16 protein-coding genes are annotated in these 19,491 nt (G+C 76.1%); 11 read left to right on the plus strand and 5 right to left on the minus strand.

Translation table 11 applies throughout. The annotated features are described in order from the left end of the window. Positions 1–44 precede the first annotated feature (44 nt). The 5 genes from OG871_RS08375 (at position 45) to OG871_RS08395 (ending at position 4,021) form a co-directional block, all read left to right on the plus strand. Complete coding sequence (locus OG871_RS08375; RefSeq protein WP_371495530.1) at positions 45–287, plus strand: hypothetical protein; 243 nt, start codon at positions 45–47, stop codon at positions 285–287. Positions 288–860: 573 nt separating this feature from the next. After that, on the plus strand, positions 861–1,388 hold the full coding sequence (locus tag OG871_RS08380; protein WP_371495532.1) for a hypothetical protein: 528 nt from the start codon (positions 861–863) through the stop codon (positions 1,386–1,388). A 179-nt stretch (positions 1,389–1,567) separates the two neighbouring features. After that, positions 1,568–2,647: a beta-ketoacyl synthase gene (locus tag OG871_RS08385; RefSeq protein WP_371495534.1), complete on the plus strand. Its 1,080-nt coding sequence runs from the start codon at positions 1,568–1,570 to the stop codon at positions 2,645–2,647. Continuing rightward, the gene (locus OG871_RS08390) at positions 2,644–3,174 is read left to right on the plus strand and encodes a hypothetical protein (RefSeq protein ID WP_371495536.1); all 531 of its coding nucleotides are present in this window, start codon (positions 2,644–2,646) and stop codon (positions 3,172–3,174) included. The genes OG871_RS08385 and OG871_RS08390 overlap by 4 nt, the downstream gene beginning before the upstream one ends. 82 nt (positions 3,175–3,256) lie before the next feature. Next, positions 3,257–4,021, plus strand: a complete 765-nt coding sequence (locus OG871_RS08395; RefSeq protein WP_371495538.1) for a hypothetical protein — start codon at positions 3,257–3,259, stop codon at positions 4,019–4,021. A gap of 33 nt (positions 4,022–4,054) precedes the next feature. Here OG871_RS08395 and OG871_RS08400 read toward each other — a convergent pair whose 3' ends face one another. From OG871_RS08400 to OG871_RS08410, 3 genes are all read right to left on the minus strand, one after another. Then, positions 4,055–8,632 (minus strand): hypothetical protein, encoded by a 4,578-nt coding sequence (locus OG871_RS08400; RefSeq protein ID WP_371495540.1) that lies wholly within the window; start codon positions 8,630–8,632, stop codon positions 4,055–4,057. Between the two features lie 42 nt (positions 8,633–8,674). After that, complete coding sequence (locus tag OG871_RS08405) at positions 8,675–9,550, minus strand: hypothetical protein (RefSeq protein WP_371495542.1); 876 nt, start codon at positions 9,548–9,550, stop codon at positions 8,675–8,677. 100 nt (positions 9,551–9,650) lie between these two features. Then, complete coding sequence (locus OG871_RS08410; protein WP_371495543.1) at positions 9,651–11,183, minus strand: hypothetical protein; 1,533 nt, start codon at positions 11,181–11,183, stop codon at positions 9,651–9,653. A 168-nt stretch (positions 11,184–11,351) separates the two neighbouring features. Here OG871_RS08410 and OG871_RS08415 point away from each other — a divergent pair, with 168 nt between their 5' ends. From OG871_RS08415 to OG871_RS08430, 4 genes are all read left to right on the plus strand, one after another. Beyond that, the gene (locus OG871_RS08415; protein WP_371495545.1) at positions 11,352–11,882 is read left to right on the plus strand and encodes a hypothetical protein; all 531 of its coding nucleotides are present in this window, start codon (positions 11,352–11,354) and stop codon (positions 11,880–11,882) included. 123 nt (positions 11,883–12,005) lie between these two features. Continuing rightward, positions 12,006–12,782, plus strand: a complete 777-nt coding sequence (locus OG871_RS08420) for a LamB/YcsF family protein (RefSeq protein ID WP_371495546.1) — start codon at positions 12,006–12,008, stop codon at positions 12,780–12,782. Next, a complete protein-coding gene (gene pxpB / locus OG871_RS08425) occupies positions 12,782–13,447 on the plus strand; it encodes a 5-oxoprolinase subunit PxpB (RefSeq protein ID WP_371495548.1) in 666 nt (221 codons plus the stop codon). The genes OG871_RS08420 and pxpB overlap by 1 nt, the downstream gene beginning before the upstream one ends. Beyond that, on the plus strand, positions 13,440–14,300 hold the full coding sequence (locus OG871_RS08430; protein ID WP_371495550.1) for a biotin-dependent carboxyltransferase family protein: 861 nt from the start codon (positions 13,440–13,442) through the stop codon (positions 14,298–14,300). The genes pxpB and OG871_RS08430 overlap by 8 nt, the downstream gene beginning before the upstream one ends. Before the next feature lie 48 nt (positions 14,301–14,348). Here OG871_RS08430 and OG871_RS08435 read toward each other — a convergent pair whose 3' ends face one another. Beyond that, positions 14,349–15,071, minus strand: a complete 723-nt coding sequence (locus OG871_RS08435; protein ID WP_371495552.1) for an LmeA family phospholipid-binding protein — start codon at positions 15,069–15,071, stop codon at positions 14,349–14,351. Next, positions 15,068–17,266: an MMPL family transporter gene (locus OG871_RS08440; RefSeq protein ID WP_371495554.1), complete on the minus strand. Its 2,199-nt coding sequence runs from the start codon at positions 17,264–17,266 to the stop codon at positions 15,068–15,070. The genes OG871_RS08435 and OG871_RS08440 overlap by 4 nt, the downstream gene beginning before the upstream one ends. Positions 17,267–17,405: 139 nt before the next feature. On the opposite strand from OG871_RS08440, the gene OG871_RS08445 reads away from it, so the two are divergent. Then, positions 17,406–18,095 carry a response regulator transcription factor gene (locus OG871_RS08445; RefSeq protein WP_371495556.1) on the plus strand — a complete coding sequence of 230 codons (690 nt, stop codon included), beginning with the start codon at positions 17,406–17,408 and terminating at the stop codon, positions 18,093–18,095. Continuing rightward, on the plus strand, positions 18,092–19,480 hold the full coding sequence (locus OG871_RS08450) for an ATP-binding protein (protein ID WP_371495558.1): 1,389 nt from the start codon (positions 18,092–18,094) through the stop codon (positions 19,478–19,480). The genes OG871_RS08445 and OG871_RS08450 overlap by 4 nt, the downstream gene beginning before the upstream one ends. Positions 19,481–19,491: the final 11 nt, after the last annotated feature.

The raw sequence follows: 19,491 nt of genomic DNA on the forward strand, positions 1-19,491 counted from the left end.
CACGGACCACCTGCCGGGCCGCCTCAGGGAAGGACTCCTGCACCATGAGCAACGGCAGTACACGGTCGTCGAACTGGCGTCCAGGCATCGGCGACCCGGTCCACGACCTACGGCGGGACCGGGCGGGCGAGTTCCGCGGCGAGAACGGCGGACTCTGGTACCTCCGGCCGCACGGCGGCGGGATCGAGTGGACGGCCGCTCCCGCCGAAGTCCGGCCCGCACGCCGGGACGGAGCCGCGGGGCGGGACGGCGGTGCGCGGCGGGACGGCGGTGCGCGGCGTGCGTGAGCGGGCGATGGGGATCGCCGCCGCACTGGCCGAGGCGGCCGGGGCCCGGGTGTTCCTGGTCGGGTCGCGGTCCGGGTACCTGCTGACCACGCCCGCGCCGCGGGACCCGGAGCGGATCTCGGTCGTCCTGCCGGCACTGCGGCTGGCCGACCGGTTCGGGCACAGCACGCGCAACGGCGGGGTGCTGTGGTGCGAGGTCGGACCCCGGGAGCGACCCGGGCCTCCCGCACCTCCCGGGCCCAACGGACCTCCCGGGCCTCCAGGAACGGGAGGCCATACACATCAGCTGGCGCGATGAAAGGGTGAGTTGTCGCCAGCTGGCGCACAGGAGAGCGCACACCGTCCGTTCACGCCGGATTCCACTGCCCCGAAGGGAACTTGCGGTCCGGCCGAGTCCCGCCGACCCCGTCCGGCCACACCGGCCCGACCCCGCTGACCAGGCATCACCTCATCGGCGGCAGGCTCACCGGCGGGCCGGAAAGCTGCTGTTGGTCGTGTCCCCGTCACGTTAGGAAGGAACGGTACGGGGACTCCCCCGCACAGCCACCCCACCGTGAACCGGAGCCGCCACCCATGAGCCCTCTCCGCGCCCGCCTCCGCACCGCCGCCGTCGTCCTCGGCACCGCTGCCGCGCTGACCGTCCCGATGTCCACCGCCGCCCAGGCCGCCCCCGGCGACACCGCCGACCTCTGCCAGTCCTCCTGGACGCCCAGCGGCTGGGTCGACGTGCAGTGGTGGAACAGCTTCAGCTGCGGTTCGACGTTCAGCCCCAACATGAAGCGGGTGAAGCAGCTCACCGGCTACCCGGCCGGGACCACGGTCAACGCGTGTTCCTCCAGCCTGCCCCCGGCCGGCTGGGTGCAGGTCGCCATCTCCTACAGCGGCTCCTGCAACTACAGCGTGAACCCGAGCTTCAACAAGAACTCCTGGCAGCTCAAGCAGCTCACCGGCTACCCGGTCGGCACCGTCGTCAACGCCTGCAACTCCAGCCTCCCGCCGTCCGGCTGGGTCCAGGTGAGCGAGTACTACGACAGCGGCTGCCAGTCCTCCTCCATCCCGAGCAACACCAAGAACGCCTGGCAGCTCAAGCGCGTCTCCTGACACCCCGGCACCGCCGCCCGCACCCACCGACCCGGGCCGGGCGGCCCCGATCGTCGGGGCGCAACCGGTGTTTCCCTGCGCAGAGTTGACCGAACCCGGTGATAACGTGCCTGCTCGATGCGCCTCTTCGAGATCGGCATTCACCCACGGCCCGCTGCCCGCCCGAGCGAGGTGGCCGAATGACCGTGATCACCGGCCTGGCCACCCTGACGGCGTACGGGCACGGCACCGACCGGCTCTGGGAGGGTCTGCTCGGCGGTATACCGGCGCTGTCCCCGGTGACCAGATTCGACCTCACCGGCCGCCGGGCCCGGTTCGCCGCCACGCTGCCCGGGGAGCCGGACCTGACCGGTGAACTGGCCACCCTGATCGACCGCGCCTGCGCACAGGCCGGGTTGACGGCGGACGAACGGGCCACGACCCCGCTGCTGCTGGCCCGGCATCTCACCGGCCCCGTCGACCCGCCCACCGCCGCGCTCGCCGCGGCCTGCGGCCTGCGCGGCCTGGAACGGGTCCACACCAACGCCTGCGCCGCCGCGGGCTCCGCGGTCGCGGACGCCGCCGCGTCACTGGCCCTCGACGAGTACCCGCGGGTGGTGGTCGCGGCCGGCCAGTTGGTCGGCGCGGACAGCTTCGCCTGCTTCGACAGCGCGGGCGTGCTGGCCCCGGACGGGATCTCCCGGCCGTTCAGCGCCGGCCGGCAGGGACCGGTGCTCGGCGACGGCGCCGGGGCCCTGGTGATCGAGACGCCCGAGGAGGCCCGCCGCCGGGGGGCCGCACCCCTGGTCCGGCTGGCCGGCTGGGGGCAGGCGGGCGACGCCCACCATGTCGCCCGGCCGCACCCCGAGGGCCGCGGCACCGCGCGGGCGGTCGCGGCGGCGCTGCGCCGGGCAGGTGTCGGCCCGGAGGCGGTCGGGTACGTCAACGCGCACGCCACTTCGACACCCTCCTTCGACCCGGCCGAGGCGGCCGCGCTGCACCGGGCGCTCGGGCCGTACGTCGGCCGGGTGCCGGTCAGTTCGACCAAACCGCTGCACGGCCACTGCCTGACCGCGGCCGGGATGGTCGAACTGGCGGTCTGCACGCTGGCCCTGCGGCACGGCCTGCTGCCGGTCAACGCGGGGTACCTGGGCCCGGACCCGGACTGCCGGCTCGACCTGGTGCTCGACCGCCCCCGGCCCGCCGCGGCGCGGTACGCGCTCAATCTCAGCGCCGGATTCGGCGGCACCTGCACCGCCCTGCTGCTGGAAGCCGCATGAGCGATCGTCAGGGCTGCCCCGTCGTGCTGGCCGAGTCGCACTGGCCACCCCCCGGAGTCCCGGAAGCCCGACCGGACCAGGGCCGCTTCCTGCACTCCCGCTTCCCGCCCCTGGTGGCGGCGGCCGCCGAGGAGTGCCTGCGGCGGCACTACGGCGAACCGCCGGCGCCGGCCGGGCGGGGCGAGCGGACGGCGGTGCTGCTCTCCTCGCTGGGCGGGGACCGGACGACCGCCGCGCGGGTGGCCGAGGCGGTCGAGGCGGGGGCACTGGTGGCGAAGCCGCTGCTGTTCCAGTCCGCGCCGACGGCCGCGCTCGGCCTGGTCACGGCCCGCTGGGGGCTGGCCGGGCCGGTGCTGTCGATCACACCGCTCGGCGACCGGCTCAAGGACGGACTGACCCTCGCCGGACGGCTGTTGGCGGTCGGCGAGGCGGCGGAGGTCCTACTGGTCTGCGCCGACCTGGCGGACCGCCCGGGAGCGCCGGACCGGGCGCAGGCGCTGCTGCTCGGCCACGCGGAACACCGGTGACACCTGTCAGCTCAAAACACTGACGCGCAGTCAGACATTCACCTAGGCTGATCCCGGAGAGCCGGTCGAGCTGGGGGTCACCATGACGGGGCGGACACATGAGCACGGCCGGACCGGCCTGTGGGCGACGGCGCTCTGCGCGGTCCTGCTCACCGCCTGCTCGGGCACGGACCCGCAGCCGGTGCCCGCCACGCCGACCACCGGCGCGAGCTCCACTCCGAGCCCCACCCCGAGCCCCCGGCCCACGTCGGTCGAGCTGACCGACACGTACTTCGCCCAGGGCCAGTGCGCCGCACCGGTGTCGGACCGGGACGCCAGGGTCGGCGGCGTCACGACGTACCGGGTCGCCTCCTGCACCGACGCCCTCGCCGTGGCCACCGTGACGCGGCGCTCCCCGACCGTCGTGGTGACCGTGGAGAGCGCGACGACGGAACCGGGCTGCGAGGACACCACCGACCTCACGATCGACCTCGCCGCGAACCTCGTCCGGGCGACCGGCGCCCAGGGGACCGACGGCGCCATGACGGCGTACGCCTGCCTGCGCACACTCCGGGAGCCGCACCCCGGCGACCCGGGGAACGGCGGCGGGTTCAAAATCATCAAGGGTGACTGCGTCTACGCCGCCACCGGCGACCCGGGCGGGCGGACCGTCGCCGAGACACGGTGCGACGGCACCGGGGCACACCGCCCGGAGTACCGGATCCGCGAGCTGGTGGAGCTGATCGCCCCCAGGTCCACGGCCGGTGGCGGTAGCTGCTCCGACACCGGCGGCACCGTGCTGACGCTGCCCCGGTACTCGCGGTACGGCAAGGGTCTCCCCAAGCTGGCCTGCGGCGTACCGCTCTGACGGCCGCCCCGGGGCGCCGGCCGCTCACACCGGTCAGGCGTCCCCCGGAACAGCCACCGGCGCCTCGGCCGGGCGCTTGAACATCCGGGTCGCGGTGATCTCGCCGTGGATCGCCGGGCCGTCCGGGTCCTGGGCGGCCGGCAGGCCCGGACGCAGGTGCTCCTCCACCGAGATGTACTTCAGGCCGGCCCGCAGGTCGGCGTCGTTGCGCAGCCGGATGACCAGCGGGAACTCGGCCAGCGCGGTGGTGTCGAACAGGCCGGTGGTGTAGATCAGCTGAACGCCGAGCGCGTCGGCCACCGCCCGCTGGAGCTCCAGCAGGTAGGTCGCGTTGGCCCGGCCGATCGGGTTGTCGAGGAACAGCGTGCCGGCGTGCCGCAGCTGGGACTGGCCGCGGTCGTTGGCGCGCAGCGCGGCCATCGTGCAGTACAGCGCGATGGCGGCGGTCAGCAGCTGGCCGCCGGAGAAGACGTCGGACATCTGCCCGACGCTCACCCGCTCGGCGCGCAGCACCGCGTCGGGCTTGAGGATCTCCACGCCGACGCCCTTGGGGCCGATCGCGGCGGCGACCCCGCGCAGCAGCAGGGACATGCCGTCGCGGCGCAGGTCGGAGTTCTTCTTGACGGCGGCCCGGGTGGCCTCGTCGATCACCTCACCGAGGCGCTCGACCAGCAGGGTCTGGTCCGGGTCCTCGAAGCGGATCCGCAGGAACTCCTGGCCGGACCACTCCCCCAGCCCCTCGGGGAGGCGGGAGAGCCGCTGGGCGGCGCGCAGGGTGGCCAGCGAGGACTCGACCAGACCGCGCAGCCGGTCGACGATGCTGCTGCGGTTGCGCTCCAGCTGGGCCAGCTCGTCGGTGAGCACCCGCAGCCGGGGCGCGAACGCGTCGGCCCAGGCGGCGGCGTGGTCGGGCAGGGCGGCGGCGGGCAGCTCGCGGATCTGGTGCCGGGCAGGCGTCCGGACGGCCTCGTAACGGGCCGCGTTGGCGTGCCGGACCAGCGCGTCGGAGGCGTCCCGGACGGCGAGTTCGGCGCCGGTGAGCTCGGTGGCGGCGGTGCGCAGGGACCGCCGGGTGTCGGTGGCGGCGGCGCGGGCGTCGGCCAGGCTGCCGAGGTGGGGCTCGGCCGGCTGCTCGGACTCCTCGGTGTGCTCCCGCAGGCCGTCCCTGAGCTGGCCCGCCAGCTCCTCGAAATCGGTGGTGGCGGACTGCGCGGTCTCCAGGGTGCGCTGCAGGTCGGCGTGGTCGGTGCGGGCCGCGTCGACCCGCTCCCGGCGCTCGGCGAGCCGGCCGGTGGCGGTGCGCAGCAGGGTCTGGGCGTGCTCGGGGTCGGTGGGGACCAGATCCTCGGGCAGCTCGGTGTGCGCCTCGCCGTTCACGGGGGCGGAGCGCTCGGCCTCGCCGCGCAGCCGGCCGAGCTGCTCGCTGGCGGTGGCGGCGCGGGCCTCGATGGTGGCGACCAGCTCCTCGGCGCGGGTGGCCGCGGCCTGGCGGGCCGGTCCGTCGGCGCCGTCGGGGCTGGCGAGCAGCTCCTCCGCGCGGGTGCGGACCTTGTTGGTGAGCCGGTCGAGCTCGGCCGTGGCGGCGGCCTCGTCACCCTCGGCGCGGGCCTGCTCGGCTCGCAGGTCGGCGCCGACGCCGACCTTCTCGTAGACCTGGGAGGCGGCCCGGTAGGCCTCGCGCAGCGCGGGCAGCGAGGCGGCGGGGCCGGTCGGCTCGGGGGCGTCCTCGGCGAGGCCGGCCAGCTCGGCCCGCTCGGCGCGCAGGGTACGGGCGGTGCGGCGGGCGTCGTCGGCGGCGCGCTGGGCGGCCCGGCGGTCCTCGTCGCAGGTGCGGGCCCGTTCGGTGCAGACGGCCTGGCGGCGCTCGCACTCGGCGGCGTCCTCGGCGAGTTCGCGCTGCCGCCTGGTCCAGTTGGCACGCTCGCGCAGGCGGAAGGCCAGGCCGGCCAGGGCGTCGGCGGATCGGCGGGCCTGCTGGGCGGCCTCGCGGTGCTCCTCGTGCCGGGCGGCGGCGGTGGCGTGGTCGGCCTCGGCCTCGGCGTGCTCGGCGCGGAGGGTGGCGAGTACGCCGGCGGCCGTCTCGGCCTGCTCGGCGGCGGCGTGGGCGGCCTCGGCGAGCTCGGCGAGGGTGCCGGGCGGGCACTGGGTGTGCCAGGAGGCGAGCCGGGCGGCCAGCGCCCGGTCGCCGCCGAGGCGGGCGGCGAGCTCGCGGATGTGCTCCTCGCGGGCGGTGGCGCGGGTGCGCAGCTCGCGGCGCTCGTCGTCGGCGGCCCGCTCGTCGTGCATGGCCGGGTTCGGCGGCACCAGGAAGAAGGCGGGCTCGGCCTCGATCGGGGCGATCAGGGCGGCGGCGGTGCCGACGGCGACGGTCGAGCGGGGCAGCAGGGCGGCTGCCTGAAGGGCCTCGCGGGCGCGGTCCAGCGAGGACGGGTCGGTGACCACGACGCCGTCGACCAGCTCCGGGCGGGCGGCCAGGATCGCCTCGTGGTCGGCCGGGTCGACGGACTGCGCGAGGTAGCGCCAGCCGGGCAGTGCGGGGATGCCGTGCTCGCCGAGGTACTCGACGGTGGCCAGCACGTCGGGGCCGGGCGGCAGCAGGCCGCCGTCGCCGAGGGCGGCGAGGATCCGGGAGTCGTCGGCGGCCGCCGTCCGGAGGTCGAACAGGGTCCGCTCGGCGGTGGCGACGGACTGGTCGAGCCGGTCGCGCAGGTCCTCGGCGTTGGCGTCGAGGATCCGCGGCGTCAGGTAGCCCTCCTGCTCGTCGCCGCCCTCCTGGTACGGGGTGAGCGAGAGCAGCTCGGCGAGCCGGGGCTCGGCGGCGAGCTGGGCGGCGGTGCGCTGCTCGGCGGCGAGCGCGCGCTGGGCCGCGGTGCGGGCGTCGCTGGCGCGGGCGGCGGCCAGTTCGGCGCGGGCCTCGGCGGCGGCGGCCTCCCGGACCCGGGCCGCGGACTGCTCGGCGGCCGTCCGGGCCTGGGCGAGCGCGGCGGTGGCGGCCTTCTCGGCGTCCGAGGCGTGCAGGGCGGCGCGGGCCGGGTCGGGCTCCTGGGTGCCGGGGTCGATCCAGCCGGCCTCGACGGCGGCCTGGGTCTCCTGCTCGACCTCGGCCAGGCGCTGGCGCAGGTGCTCGGCCTCGCTGCGGGCCTTCTGGGCGGCGGTGGCGGCGGCGGTGGCCTCGGCCTGGGCGGCGGAGCCGTCCTGCTGGATCTCGCCGGCCCGCAGTTCCTCCTGGTCGGCCCTGGTCTCGGCGGCGAGGGCGGCGCTCTCCAGGGCGCGGGCCAGCGCACCGGCGGCCTGGGCCCGGGCGGCGAGCGCGGGGGCGGCGTCGAGCTCGGCCTCCCGGATCGCGACCGAGACGCGGGCCGCGCGGTCGGCGGCGGCGCGGTGGCGCAGCACGGCCTCGGCGGCCTGCCAGGCGGCGTGCAGGGTGCGGGCCTCGGTCAGCTCGCGGCGCAGGCCGGCGGCCTCGGTGGTGGCGGCGGCGAGGCCCAGGGTGGCGTGCCGGTAGGTGAGTTCGGCGGTGATCAGGGAGTGCCGGGTGCGGTCCGCCTCGGCGGCGGTGACGGCGCTCGCGGCGGCGGAGACCTCGATCGCCAGGTCGTGCACCCGGCTGCGCTCGACGCCGGCCCGGGCGCCGAGGGCCTGGGCGAGGCGTCGGGTGCGGCGCTCGGCGGTGCGGTGCGTCTCGCGGACGCTCTCGCGGGCGGTGGTGGCCTCGATGATCCGCTGCAGCAGGTCGACCGAGCCGGCGGTGAAGTCCCGCTCGGCGGTGAGTTCCGAGCGGCGGCCGAGCTTCGCGGCGAAGCCGTGGACGAGGTCGGCCAGGCCGTCGGTGTCCCGGGTGTCGGTGACGGCGCGCAGCAGCAGGTCGGTGAAGTCCGAGTCGTGCTTGACCGCGAACAGGCCGGCCGCCTCGCCCTCGTCCGCGTTCATCTCGCGCTGGTAGCGGAAGAGCTCGGGGTCGAGGCCGAGCTCGCCGAGGTGTTCGTTCCAGCGGTCGTGGATGTCCTCGAAGACGAGGTCGAGGTGCGGGTGGGCCTTGCCGGCCTCGGTGAGGGAGTCGCGGAAGCCCTTCATGGTGCGGCGGCGGCCGCGGGCCCTGCTGTCGGGGCCGAGGCTCGGACGCTCGGCGACCGGGAGGGAGTCCAGCGTGAGGCCGGGGCCGGGCCGGAAGGAGTACCAGGTCTCGGCGAACTTGCGCGGGTCGGACGAGACCTGGCGGCCCCGCCACTCGCTGACCTTGCCGACCACGATCAGTTCGCCGGTGACGGTGTGCTGCCACTCCAGGGCGACGTGGCCGCAGTCGTCCGCCAGCAGGAACTTGCGCAGCACGCCGGAGCTGGCGCCGCCCAGGGTGTTGCGGTGACCGGGCAGCATGACCGAGAAGATCAGCTTGAGCAGGACGGACTTGCCGCCGCCGTTCTCCAGGAACAGCACGCCGGCGGGCGCCGGGCGGCGCTGCGGGCCCTCCGGCTCCTCGCCGAACAGGCCGATCTGCTGCGGCCGGGGCTCGGCCACCGGCTCGCCGACGCCGCGCAGGTCGAGCACCGTGTCGGCATAGCGTGCGCCGGCCGGTCCGATCGAGTACAGGCGGACCCGGTTGAGCTCGTACATGTGCGGCGGTTCTCCAGAGGGCGGGGCGGGTGGAACTCGGGCTCAGAGCGCGTGGAACGGGAGGCCGGCGTCGGCGACCAGGTCGTCGGAGTGGTCGGGCGGCAGCAGCGTCGGGCTGCCGTCGGTGACCGGGACCACGCCCAGGTCGGTCAGCTCGGCCATCGCGGCGCTGCCGGCCAGGTCGCGGACCTGGAGCTGGTAGCGGGCGGTGGTGCGGTAGGTGCCGCCGGCGTCGTCCGAGGTCTTCTGCAGGAAGCCGGAGTCGACCAGGAAGAGCACCGCCTTGGAGACGATGCCGATGGTGGAGCCGGACAGCCGGCGGGCGTCCTTGGTGGCACCGGTGGCCGAGCGGCGGGCCCAGACCCGCCAGGCGGCCTCCAGGCCGGGGGCGTCGCTGGCCGGGTCGGAGTTGGCGCCCTCGGCCTCGGCGCGCTCCTCCAGCCGGCGGCAGGCCTGGCGGACGAAGGCGTCCACGCCGTTGACGGTGACCCGGCCGAGGTAGCCCTCGTCGGCGAGGTCCTCGGGACGGGGGAAGGCCAGGGCGGCGACGGCCAGGTGGGCGAGGCCGTGCAGGAACCGGTCGGTGGACTCGGAGGCGGCGCGGCGCGAGTAGTCGCCCATCCGGACGGCGAACACGGAGTCCTCGGCGGCGGCGACGGCCATGCCGGCCCGGGGGGACACCTCCAGCACCACCAGTCCCATACCGGTGGCGACGGCGTCGGCCAGCCGGGCGAAGCCCGGGTCCTCCCGGTGCCGGCGGACCAGCTCGGCGTACTCGGCGTACCGGGCGGGCAGCAGCTTGGCCTGGAGGCCGAAGGAGACCAGCCGGGCGGCGTCCGCGACGTCGGCGGGGGTGAGGGGGGCCGGGGCGGCGGGCTCGGACTCGGAGGGCCAGGCCGCCGCGTCGTGCTGGGTCATCACGGGCGGGGCTCCTTGCGGGTGGGGACCGGGGGTTCGCTGCTGGTGCCGGTGCTCTTCGGGGGTGGTGCCGAGTGATGTTGTTCAGGTGCGCCTGCCATCAGCCGGCCTCCTTGCGGTCGGCGGCCATGCCCGCGGCGTCGAGGAGGGCGCTGCCGACGATGAGGTCGGCGCCGCCGAACTCGGGGTCGTCGAGGCGGGTGCCGTCGTCGACGGCGAAGAGCAGGCGCTCCTCGCCCTGGCGGTAGGCGGTGCCGACCGGGGGGCTGGCGGCGTGCACGGCGAGCAGGGCGACCAGGTACGGGAGGTCGGGGTCGCGGCGGCGGGCGTCGGCGAGCAGACCGGAGAGCCGGCGGGGGGCGTCGGCGGGCAGGTCGAGCAGGTCGAGGGCGGACTCCAGCTGGGCCTCGGAGAAGCGGCTGTCGTCCGGGGTGGCGACGAGGTCGGGCTCGGGCAGCTCGGCGCCCAGGTGCTCGCGCTCGACGGGCGGGGTGAGCAGCAGGTCGACCAGGTCGCAGACGCGGACGGAGACCGGCGTCCGCAGCCCGGCGCCGCGGGCGAAGAAGGCGTCGGTGGGACGGATGGCCCGGTCGACCGGGAGCTGGAGCAACGGCGCGAGCAGGTGCCCGTACAGGTCGATGCCGCTGCGGGCGCCGGGGGTGGCGAAGGCCTGACGGTCCTGCTCGGCGCGGAACAGCGGGCCGGCCTCCAGCAGGCGGGTCTGCAGCTGGGTGTGGCGGCGGATGCAGTCCTTGACGATGTCGACCAGCTCGGCGGCGCGGCGCTTGTGCTCGGGCTCCTCGGCCTCGTCGCGGGCCTTGCGGATGTTGGTGAGGATCGCGTTCTCGTGCCGGTAGCGGTCGGCGATGTGGTCGAGCGCCTCGTCGATCAGGTCGGGGACGGTCTCCATCCAGTCGACCGCGCGGACGTTGCGCCGGGTGGCCTCCAGGGCGCGGCGCAGCGTCTCGGCGTACTGGACGGTGCGGTAGCGGGCCTGTTCGGCGGCGAGCTGGGCGTCGGCGAGGCGGCCGCGGCGGATCAGCACCTCGAGTTTGACCTCGGCGGCGATCTGGGCGGAGGTGACGTCGGTGTCGAGTGCGCCGACGAGGACGTTGACGGCCTCGTCGGTGGTGCGCAGGTAGACGCCGCCGTCGGGGCCCGGGACCTCCTCGATCAGCTTGAAGTCGTAGTCGCGGCGGACGTAGCCGCCGTCCGGGCCGAAGGTGCCGTAGACGGCGCGGAAGCCGCGGTCGACGCTGCCGACGTTGATCAGCGACTCCAGCACCCAGCGGGCGACCCGCTCGTGCTCGGTGGTGGCCCGGCCCGGGTTCTGGGCGGCGATCCGGGGCAGCAGGCGGCCGAGCACTATGTCCCGGTCGGCGCCGGTGTCGAAGTCCATGTTGAGCGTGACGAGGTCGATCGCGGCCAGACCGACCTCGGCCATGGTGTACGAGCTGTACTCGCCGGCCAGGTTGACCTTGCGGCTGTCCAGGTCGTGCAGCGGCGCGGTGCAGGCCAGGGCCTTGAGCCGGCGGGCGAGCCCCTCGTCGGCGGCGGGCCCGGGGGCGGGCCGGGCGGCTGCGGCGGCCGGCCGGAGCTGCTGGTCGGCGGGCTGGTCTGCGATGGCGGTCACGGTGGACAACAGTAGAGGTTCGCACCGACAACATCCGAAACGAGCCCTGTTGTACCGGTTGCCCCTCCGCGCAGCCCGTGTTGAACGCGTTCAATTTTGGGTCTAGGGTCATCCCCGAGCAGGTCGGGAGCGTTCCCGGGCTGTGGCGTCGACATGGGGGTACGGAAGATGACCGACAACCCGGAGCAGGTCCGCCGGAGCGTCCGCCGGTGGCTGTGGATCTTCATCGTCTGCCTGGTGCTGAGCGGTCTGACCGCCTTCCCGCTGGAGACCGAGACCCGCTGGCTGGCCGACCTGGTCGTCGGCGGCCCGATCGGCGAGCGGTTCCCCGCCCTGGCCGACCGGGCCGTCCAGGTCCGCGACGCGCTGGCGGAGACCAACGCCCGCCACCCCTTCCTCGCCTACGGCACCGACTGGCTCGCCTTCGCCCACCTGGTGATCGCGGTGGCCTTCTGGGGACCGCTCAAGGACCCGGTGCGCAACGTCTGGGTGATCAAGTGGGCCATGATCGCCTGCGCCGGCGTCATCCCCCTCGCGCTGATCTGCGGTCCGCTCCGCGGCATCCCGCTCTACTGGCGATTCGTCGACATGTCGTTCGGTGTCGTCGGTGTGGTCCCGCTGCTGGTCGTGCTGCGCGGCATCCGCCGGCTGGAGTGGGCCGAGGCGGTCCGCACCCGCCCGCTGGACCTGACCGCCTGACGGCCCGACAGCAGGGCGCGCGCTCCTTCCGAGGGGCGCGCGCCCGCCGTCGACCACCTGCGTCACCGCACCGCCGCCCAGGCTCTACGATCGGCGCAGGAAGCTGCTGGGAGGCGGGCAGGCGTGACCGAGACGGTGATCGATCTCAACGCGGACCTCGGTGAGGGGTTCGGGCGGTGGACGCTGACGGACGACGAGGCACTGCTGTCGGTGGTGACCAGTGCCAACGTGGCGTGCGGCTTTCACGCCGGGGATCCCTCGACCATGCGCCGGGTGTGCGCGCTGGCCGCCGAACGCGGGGTGCGGATCGGCGCCCAGGTCTCCTACCGGGACCTGGCCGGCTTCGGACGCCGGGCGATGGACGTACCGCCGGAGGAACTCGCCGACGAGATCGCCTACCAGATCGGCGCGCTCCAGGTCTTCGCCCGCGCGGCCGGCTCCCGGGTCTCGTACGTCAAGCCGCACGGCGCGCTCTACAACCGCGTGGTCCAGGACAACGAGCAGGCCGAGGCCGTGGTCTCCGGCGTGCTGCGGGCCGGCGCCGTCTGCGACGGGCCGCTGCCGGTGCTGGGACTGCCCGGCTCACGGCTGCTCGCGGTGGCGGAGGGGGTCGGCCTGCCGGTGGTGGCGGAAGCCTTCGCCGACCGCGCCTACACCTGGGCGGGCACCCTCGTCCCGAGGCGCGACCCGGAGGCCGTGGTGCACGACCCGGAGGCGGTGATCGCCCGCGCGGTGAGCATCGCCCGGGACGGCGAGGTCACCGCGATCGGCGGCGAACTGGTCGACGTCGAGGCCCGCTCGCTGTGCGTGCACGGCGACACCCCGGGCGCGGCGCAGCTCGCCTGGCGGGTGCGCGGGGCACTGGCCTCGGCCGGCGTGCGGGTGGAGGCCTTCGTCTGATGCCGGCCGGGCCGCGGGGGGAACGGACCGGGCCACGGCGGCCCGGTCTGCGGGTCACGCCGGTCGGCGAGGACGCCCTGCTCGTCGAGGTCGACTCGGCCGAGCAGGTCGCCGCGCTGTACGCGCTGCTGACCACCTGTCGGGCCGAGCTGCCGGCCGTCACCGAGATCGTCCCGGCCGCCCGCACCGTCCTGCTCGACGGGGTGGCGGACCGCCGCGCGCTGGCCGCCGCCCTGGCCGGCCGGCGGCTGCCCGACCACCCGCCCGCCGACGGCCCGCTGGTGGAGATCCCGACCCGTTACGACGGCGCCGACCTGGCCGAGGTCGCGGCACTGTGGGGCGTCTCCGCCGAGGCGGCCGTACGGATCCACAGCGAGGCCGAGTACCGGGTCGCGTTCTGCGGCTTCGCCCCGGGCTTCGGCTACCTGACCGGACTGCCCGACCGGTACGAGGTGCCCCGCCGGGCCACCCCGCGCAGTTCGGTGCCGGCCGGGTCGGTCGCGCTGGCCGGCCCGTACACGGGCGTCTATCCGCGCTCCTCCCCCGGCGGCTGGCAGCTGCTCGGGCGGACCACCGCCGCGCTCTGGGACCTCGGCCGGGAACCGCCCGCACTGCTCGCGCCCGGCGTCCGGGTCCGGTTCAGGCCGGTGGCAGGCCGTGGCTGAGCTGGAGGTGGTGCGGCCCGGCCCGCTGACGACCGTGCAGGACCTCGGCCGGCGCGGGGTCGCCCACCTGGGCGTGCCGCGCGCCGGCGCGCTGGACGAACCCGCACTGCGCGCCGCCAACCGGCTGGTCGGCAACCCGGACGGCGCGGCGGCGCTGGAGACCACCGTCGGCGGGGTCGCCCTGCGGGCGCTCGGCGCCGTCCTGGTGGCGGTCGCCGGCGCACCCGCGCCGGTCACCGTCGACGGCGGGCCGGCGGCCTGGGGCGCGGCCGTCCGTGTCCCGGCCGGCGCCGTGGTCGAGGTCGGACCGGCGACCCACGGCGTCCGCAGCTACCTGGCGGTCGCGGGCGGACTGGCGGTACCCGCCGTCCTCGGCAGCCGGTCCACGGACCTGCTGTCCGGGCTCGGCCCCGCGCCCCTGGCCAGCGGTGACCGGCTCCCGGTCGGACCGGCCGTGGCCGGTCCGCGCGCCGAGCTGGTACCGGCCGCCGCTCCCCCGGCCGAGCTGGTCCTGCGGCTGCGGCTCGGGCCGCACACCGACTGGTTCGGCTCCGTCCAGGGCCTGGCCCGGGACACCTACCGCGTCGCCGACGCCAGCAACCGGGTGGCGCTGCGCACCGAGGGCCCGGGCCTGCGGCGCGCCCGGCCGGGCGAACTGCCCAGCGCGGGCATGGTGCTGGGCGCCGTCCAGGTGCCGCCGGACGGGCAGCCGGTGGTCTTCCTGGCCGACCACCCCACCACCGGCGGCTACCCCGTGGTCGGCGTGGTGCCCGCGCCCGACCTGGCCGCCGCCGCCCAGGCCCGGCCGGGCACCCCGGTGCGGTTCCTGCTGCTGCCCGGCCGACCGTACTGACCACGGGCGTCGTCGGGGCGCGGTACCCCGGCCCGCGTCCCCGGGCCGTCAGGGAGCGGCGAGCTCGGCGGCGCCGCCGTCCAGGGTGATCCGTACGCCGTCCGCCAGGACGGCCGCGGAGGTGGCCCGCAGCCCGAGCGGGTAGGGGCGCTGCGGACCGTCCGCCGGGCCGAGGCCGCCGGCCGCCGGACCCAGACGCTCGGGCGGTACGGCCCGGCCGAGCAGGGTCAGCTCGGCGACCGGGAAGGAGACCCGGCCCCCGTCGACGGTCGGGCGCAGGGTCAGCCGGCCGATCCCGCCGCGGCCGAGGGCGACCACGACCGTCCCCGAGGCCGGATCGGCGGTGACCGCGCCGACCGGCATCGAGGAGACGGCGTCCTGGACCGCCGCGCCGATCGACGCCACCGGGACGGTCACCTCGGCGTGGCTGCCGGCGACCCGGGCGGTGCCGCCGCCGAGGTCGACGCCGTCCAGACGCGCACGCACCGAGGCGTGCGACAGCGGCCCGACGCGGGCGTCGTCGCTGCTGACGTCGAGTCGCGGGATCCGCCGGTCGAGCAGGTCCCAGAGCGCCGAGCCACCCGGGTGGATCACCGGGTCGCCGCCCAGCGCCGGTGCCGCCGCGAGGACGCGGTCCCGGATCAGGCCGCGTGCGGCGAACTCGCCGGTTCCCGCGGCGGCCACGGCGGTCAGGACCGCGGCGGCGGTGAGAACGGCGGCGCGACGACGACGGCGCCGCCCCGCCGCGGGCCGCGAGGGGAGTGTCCTCATCGCTCGGCACCCCCCTCGGCGGCGGGCCCCTCGGGGTCGAAGTGCGGCAGGAGCCGGTCCAGCCAGGCCGGCAGCCACCAGTTGGCGCGGCCGAAGAGGTACATGGTGGCGGGCACCAGCAGGAGGCGGACGACGGTGGCGTCCACGACGACGCTGACACCCAGGCCCAGCGCAAGCATCTTGACCACCACGCTGGTGGAGAGCAGGAACGCCAGGAACACACTGGTCATGATCACCGCGGCGCAGGTGATCACCCGCGCCGTCGCGGCCAGGCCGGTGGCCACGGCCGCGCGGTTGTCCCGCCGTTCCAGCCACGCCTCCCGGATCCGGGACAGCAGGAACACCTCGTAGTCCATGGAGAGCCCGAAGGCGATCGCGAACATCATCATCGGCACGTACGACTCGACGGGCACCCGCTCGGTGACGCCGAGCAGCGGGCCGCCCCAGCCCCACTGGAAGACCGCCACGACGACGCCGTACGCGGCGGCGATGGAGAACAGGTTGAGCACGGCGGCCTTGACCGCGACCAGCAGGCTGCGGAACACCGTCAGCAGCAACAGGAACGCCGCCGCGACGACCACACCGATGATCAGCGGCAGCCTGGCGACCAGCGTGTCCGTGAACGTCAGCCCGGCGGCCGTACCGCCCGCGACGTAGCCGACCGCGCCGGTGTGCGCGAGTGCGTCGGGCACGACCGTGTCCTGCAGCGTGTGGAACAGGCGGGTGGTGGCGGCGTCCTGCGGCCCGGTCGTCGGGGTGACGGTGGCGATCAGCAGGACTCCGTCGGCGCCGGACACCGGGGCCGTGACGGCGGCGACCCCTGCCGTGGAGGCCAGCTCGCGCCGCAGCCCGTCGGCGAGCTCCTGACGCCGCGCCCGGTCGGCCATCCGCCCGCTGTCGAGCTGGACCACCACCGTGAACGGCCCGTTGGCCCCCGGGCCGAAGCCCTCGCTGATCAGGTCGTAGGCCCGGCGGTCGGTCCGTCCGACCGGCTGAGCACCGGCGTCGACGTGGCCGAGCCGCATCGACGCGACCGGTACGGCCAGCACGCCGAGCGTGAGCAGACCGCAGACCAGGAAGGCCCACGGCCGGCGGCCGACCGCGGCGGCCCAGCGGTGCCACAGGTCCGAGTCGCCGACCGGCTCCGCGACCGGGGTGCGCACCCGGAGGCGGTCGATGCGGTGCCCCAGCAGGCCCAGCAGCGCGGGGGTCAGCGTCACCGACGCCCCCGCGGCGACCAGGACGGTCAGCCCGGCGGCGGCCCCGAGCGAGCCGATGAACCCGACACCCGAGGCGAAGAGCCCCGCCAGGGCCATGGCGACGGTGGTCGCCGCCACCAGGACCGCGCGGCCGCTGGTGGCGACCGCCCGCCCGGCCGCCTCGGCCGGGTCCCCGGCGTCGGGCAGCAGGGCCCGGTGGCGGGTCACCAGGAACAGGGCGTAGTCGATGCCGACACCGAGCCCCATCATCGCGGCGAGCGTGGGAGCCGCCTGGGCGAAGTCCACCCGGGCGGCGAGCAGGCCGAGCCCGCCCAGCCCGGCCGCCAGGCCGAGCACCGCCGTCAGCAGCGGCAGCCCGGCCGCCGCCACACTGCCGAACCCGACCAGGAGCACCAGCACGGCGACCCCCAGGCCGATCGCCTCCGACGCCCGGTCGGCCGACTTCGGTGCCGCCAACTGACCCAGCGGGGCGCCGAGTTCGACGGTCACCCGGTCGGCGCGCAGCGGCTCGACGGCGGCGTCGACCAGCGCCGCGTAGCCGGGGTCGAAGCCGGCCGGGTTGTCCGCGAAGCGGACGGTGACCATGCCGATCGCGCCGTTCGAGGACACCGCGCCCGGCGTGCCGAGCGGGTCGGCCACCGACAGCACCTCCGGCAGCCGGCCGAGGTTGGCCACCGCGGTGTCGACCGCGGCCCGGTGCGCGCCGAGCGGCCCCTGGTCGCTCCGCAGCACGATGGGCGCGCTCACGCCCGCGGCGCCACGGCCGCCGTGCGCCCCGAGCAGGTCCGCCCCGGTCTGGGCGCGGGTGCCCGGCAGCGAGAAGCTGTCCGCGAAGGAGCCGCCCCAGGCGCCGTTCGCCAGCGCGACCCCGCCGAGCAGAAGGGTCCAGACGGTGACGACGTACCAGGAGCGCCGGGCACACCAGCGCCCGAGCCGGTGGAGGGTTCCGGGCCGTTCGGCCGGTTCGGTGTTCATGGGCCGCGATCCTGCGCGCGCCGGGTGAGCACACCGTTGGCGCCGTGTTCGGGGAATGTACGGGCATCGCCGCGCCCGGCGGCCGGGCCCGCCCCCGCGGCTACCATCGATCACGTTTCCGCACGTGAGAGAGGCAGTGATGACCGGATCCAAGGGCCTCGTGCTGGTCGTCGAGGACGAGCGCGCCATCGCCGACGTGCAGCGGCTGTACCTGGCCCGCGAGGGTTTCGGCGTCCACGTCGAGACCGACGGGAACGCCGGCCTGGCGGCCGCCAGGCGGATGCACCCGGTGGCGATCGTGCTCGACATCGGGCTGCCCGGTCTGGACGGCATGGCGTTCTGCCGGGCCCTGCGCGACGCGGGTGACTGGACACCGGTGCTGCTGGTGACCGCGCGCGGCGAGGAGGCCGACCGGATCCTCGGCCTGGAACTGGGCGCGGACGACTACCTCACCAAGCCCTTCTCGCCGCGGGAGCTGGTGGCCCGGGTCAAGACCGTGCTGCGCCGGGCGGCGGCCGGCCCCCCGACGGTCCTGGCGGCCGGCGGCGGCCGGCTCACCGTCGACCCCGACAGCCGTACCGTGCGCCGCGACGGCGAGCCGGTGGAGCTCACCGCCACCGAGTTCAACCTGATCGCCCACCTGCTCCGGCGCCCGGGACGGGTCTTCACCCGCGAGCAACTGCTCGCGCAGGTCTGGGGCTACCCGGGCTACCGCGACACCCGGATGGTCGACGTCTTCGTCTCGCAGCTGCGCGCCAAGCTCGGCGACGCCAGCCCCATCCGTACCGTCCGCGGTGTCGGGTACAGCGCGACCGGCCCCGGCGTGTGAACCGCGACCATCCCGGGCGAGGCTCGCTCGCCCGCCATCTGATCCTGCTGACCACGGTGGTGGCGGCGCTCGCGGTGCTCCTCACCGGGCTCGTCGCCTGGCAGACGGCGGCCCACAGCGCGGAGCAGCGCGAGCGCGAGCAGCTGGTGCGGCAGGCGACGGTCCTCGGCCGGCTGCCCGCGCTCTCAGAGGTGCTCTTCAACGGCGCCCAGACCCTCGGCGGGCCGAACGGCGTCGAACTCGCCGTCATCGCCCCCGACGGCTCGGTCGGCGGCACCGCCGCCCCGGCCGTCGACACCGCGGCCAAGGCGGACCTGCTGGCCGGCCGGCCGGTCTCCCGCGGCAGTGTCCTCGGCGGCGCGGACGTCCTCCTGGTGGGCGTGCCCGGCGTACGCGGCGGGGCCGTGGTCCTCACCGAGCCGTACACCGTGGTCGCGCAGAACACCAGCCGGATCCGCCGCAACACCCTCCTGCCGCTCGTCGTCGGCATGGTCGGCGCGGCGCTGGCCGGCGTCCTGATGGCGCGCCGCATCGCCCGCCCGCTCACGGCGGCCGCCAGGGTCGCGCACCGGATCGCCGACGGGGAGCGCGGCGTGCGCGCCCCCGTCGCCGGCACCCGCGAGGCCGCGGAGATCGGACACGCCCTCAACGTCCTGGACGACGCGCTGGCGCGCAGCGAGAACCGGCAGCGGGACTTCCTCCTCTCGGTCTCGCACGAGCTGCGCACTCCCCTGACCGCCCTGCAGGGCTACGCCGAGGCCCTGGCCGACGGCCTGATCGAGCCGGAGCGGCTCCCCGAGGTCGGCGCCACCCTGTCCGGCGAGACCCGCCGTCTGGACCGGTTCCTCGACGACCTGCTGGCCCTGGCCAGGCTGGAGGGCCACGACTTCCGGCTGGAGGTGGCGGAGACCGACCTCACCGCACTGGTCGCCGAGGCCGCGGCCTTCTGGGCCGGCCACGGCGCGCGCAACGGTGTCGACCTGCGACTGGAGCGGCTCGCGCCGGACGGGGCCCCGGTCCTCGCCGACACCGACGCCTTCCGGGTCCGGCAGCTGGTCGACGGCCTGGTGCAGAACGCGCTGCGGGTCACCCCGAGCGGACGGCCCCTGGTCCTCGCGGTGGGACCGGCCGCGGACGGCGGCGCGCGACTGCAGGTCCGCGACGGCGGGCCGGGCCTGACCGACGAGGACGTCCGGGTCGCCTTCGACAGCGGCGCCCTGCACCGGCGCTACCGGGCCACCCGCCCGGTCGGCAGCGGCCTGGGCCTGGCCATCGCGCACCGCCTGACCGGGCTGCTCGGCGGCACCGTCACCGTCGACGGGCACGGGCCCGAGGGCGGCGCCTCGTTCACGGTCACCCTGCCCGCCACGCCGGCCGCCGGGTGACCGGCCCAGCC

The sequence above is a fragment of the Kitasatospora sp. NBC_00374 genome (genome assembly GCF_041434935.1).
Taxonomy (GTDB): domain Bacteria; phylum Actinomycetota; class Actinomycetes; order Streptomycetales; family Streptomycetaceae; genus Kitasatospora.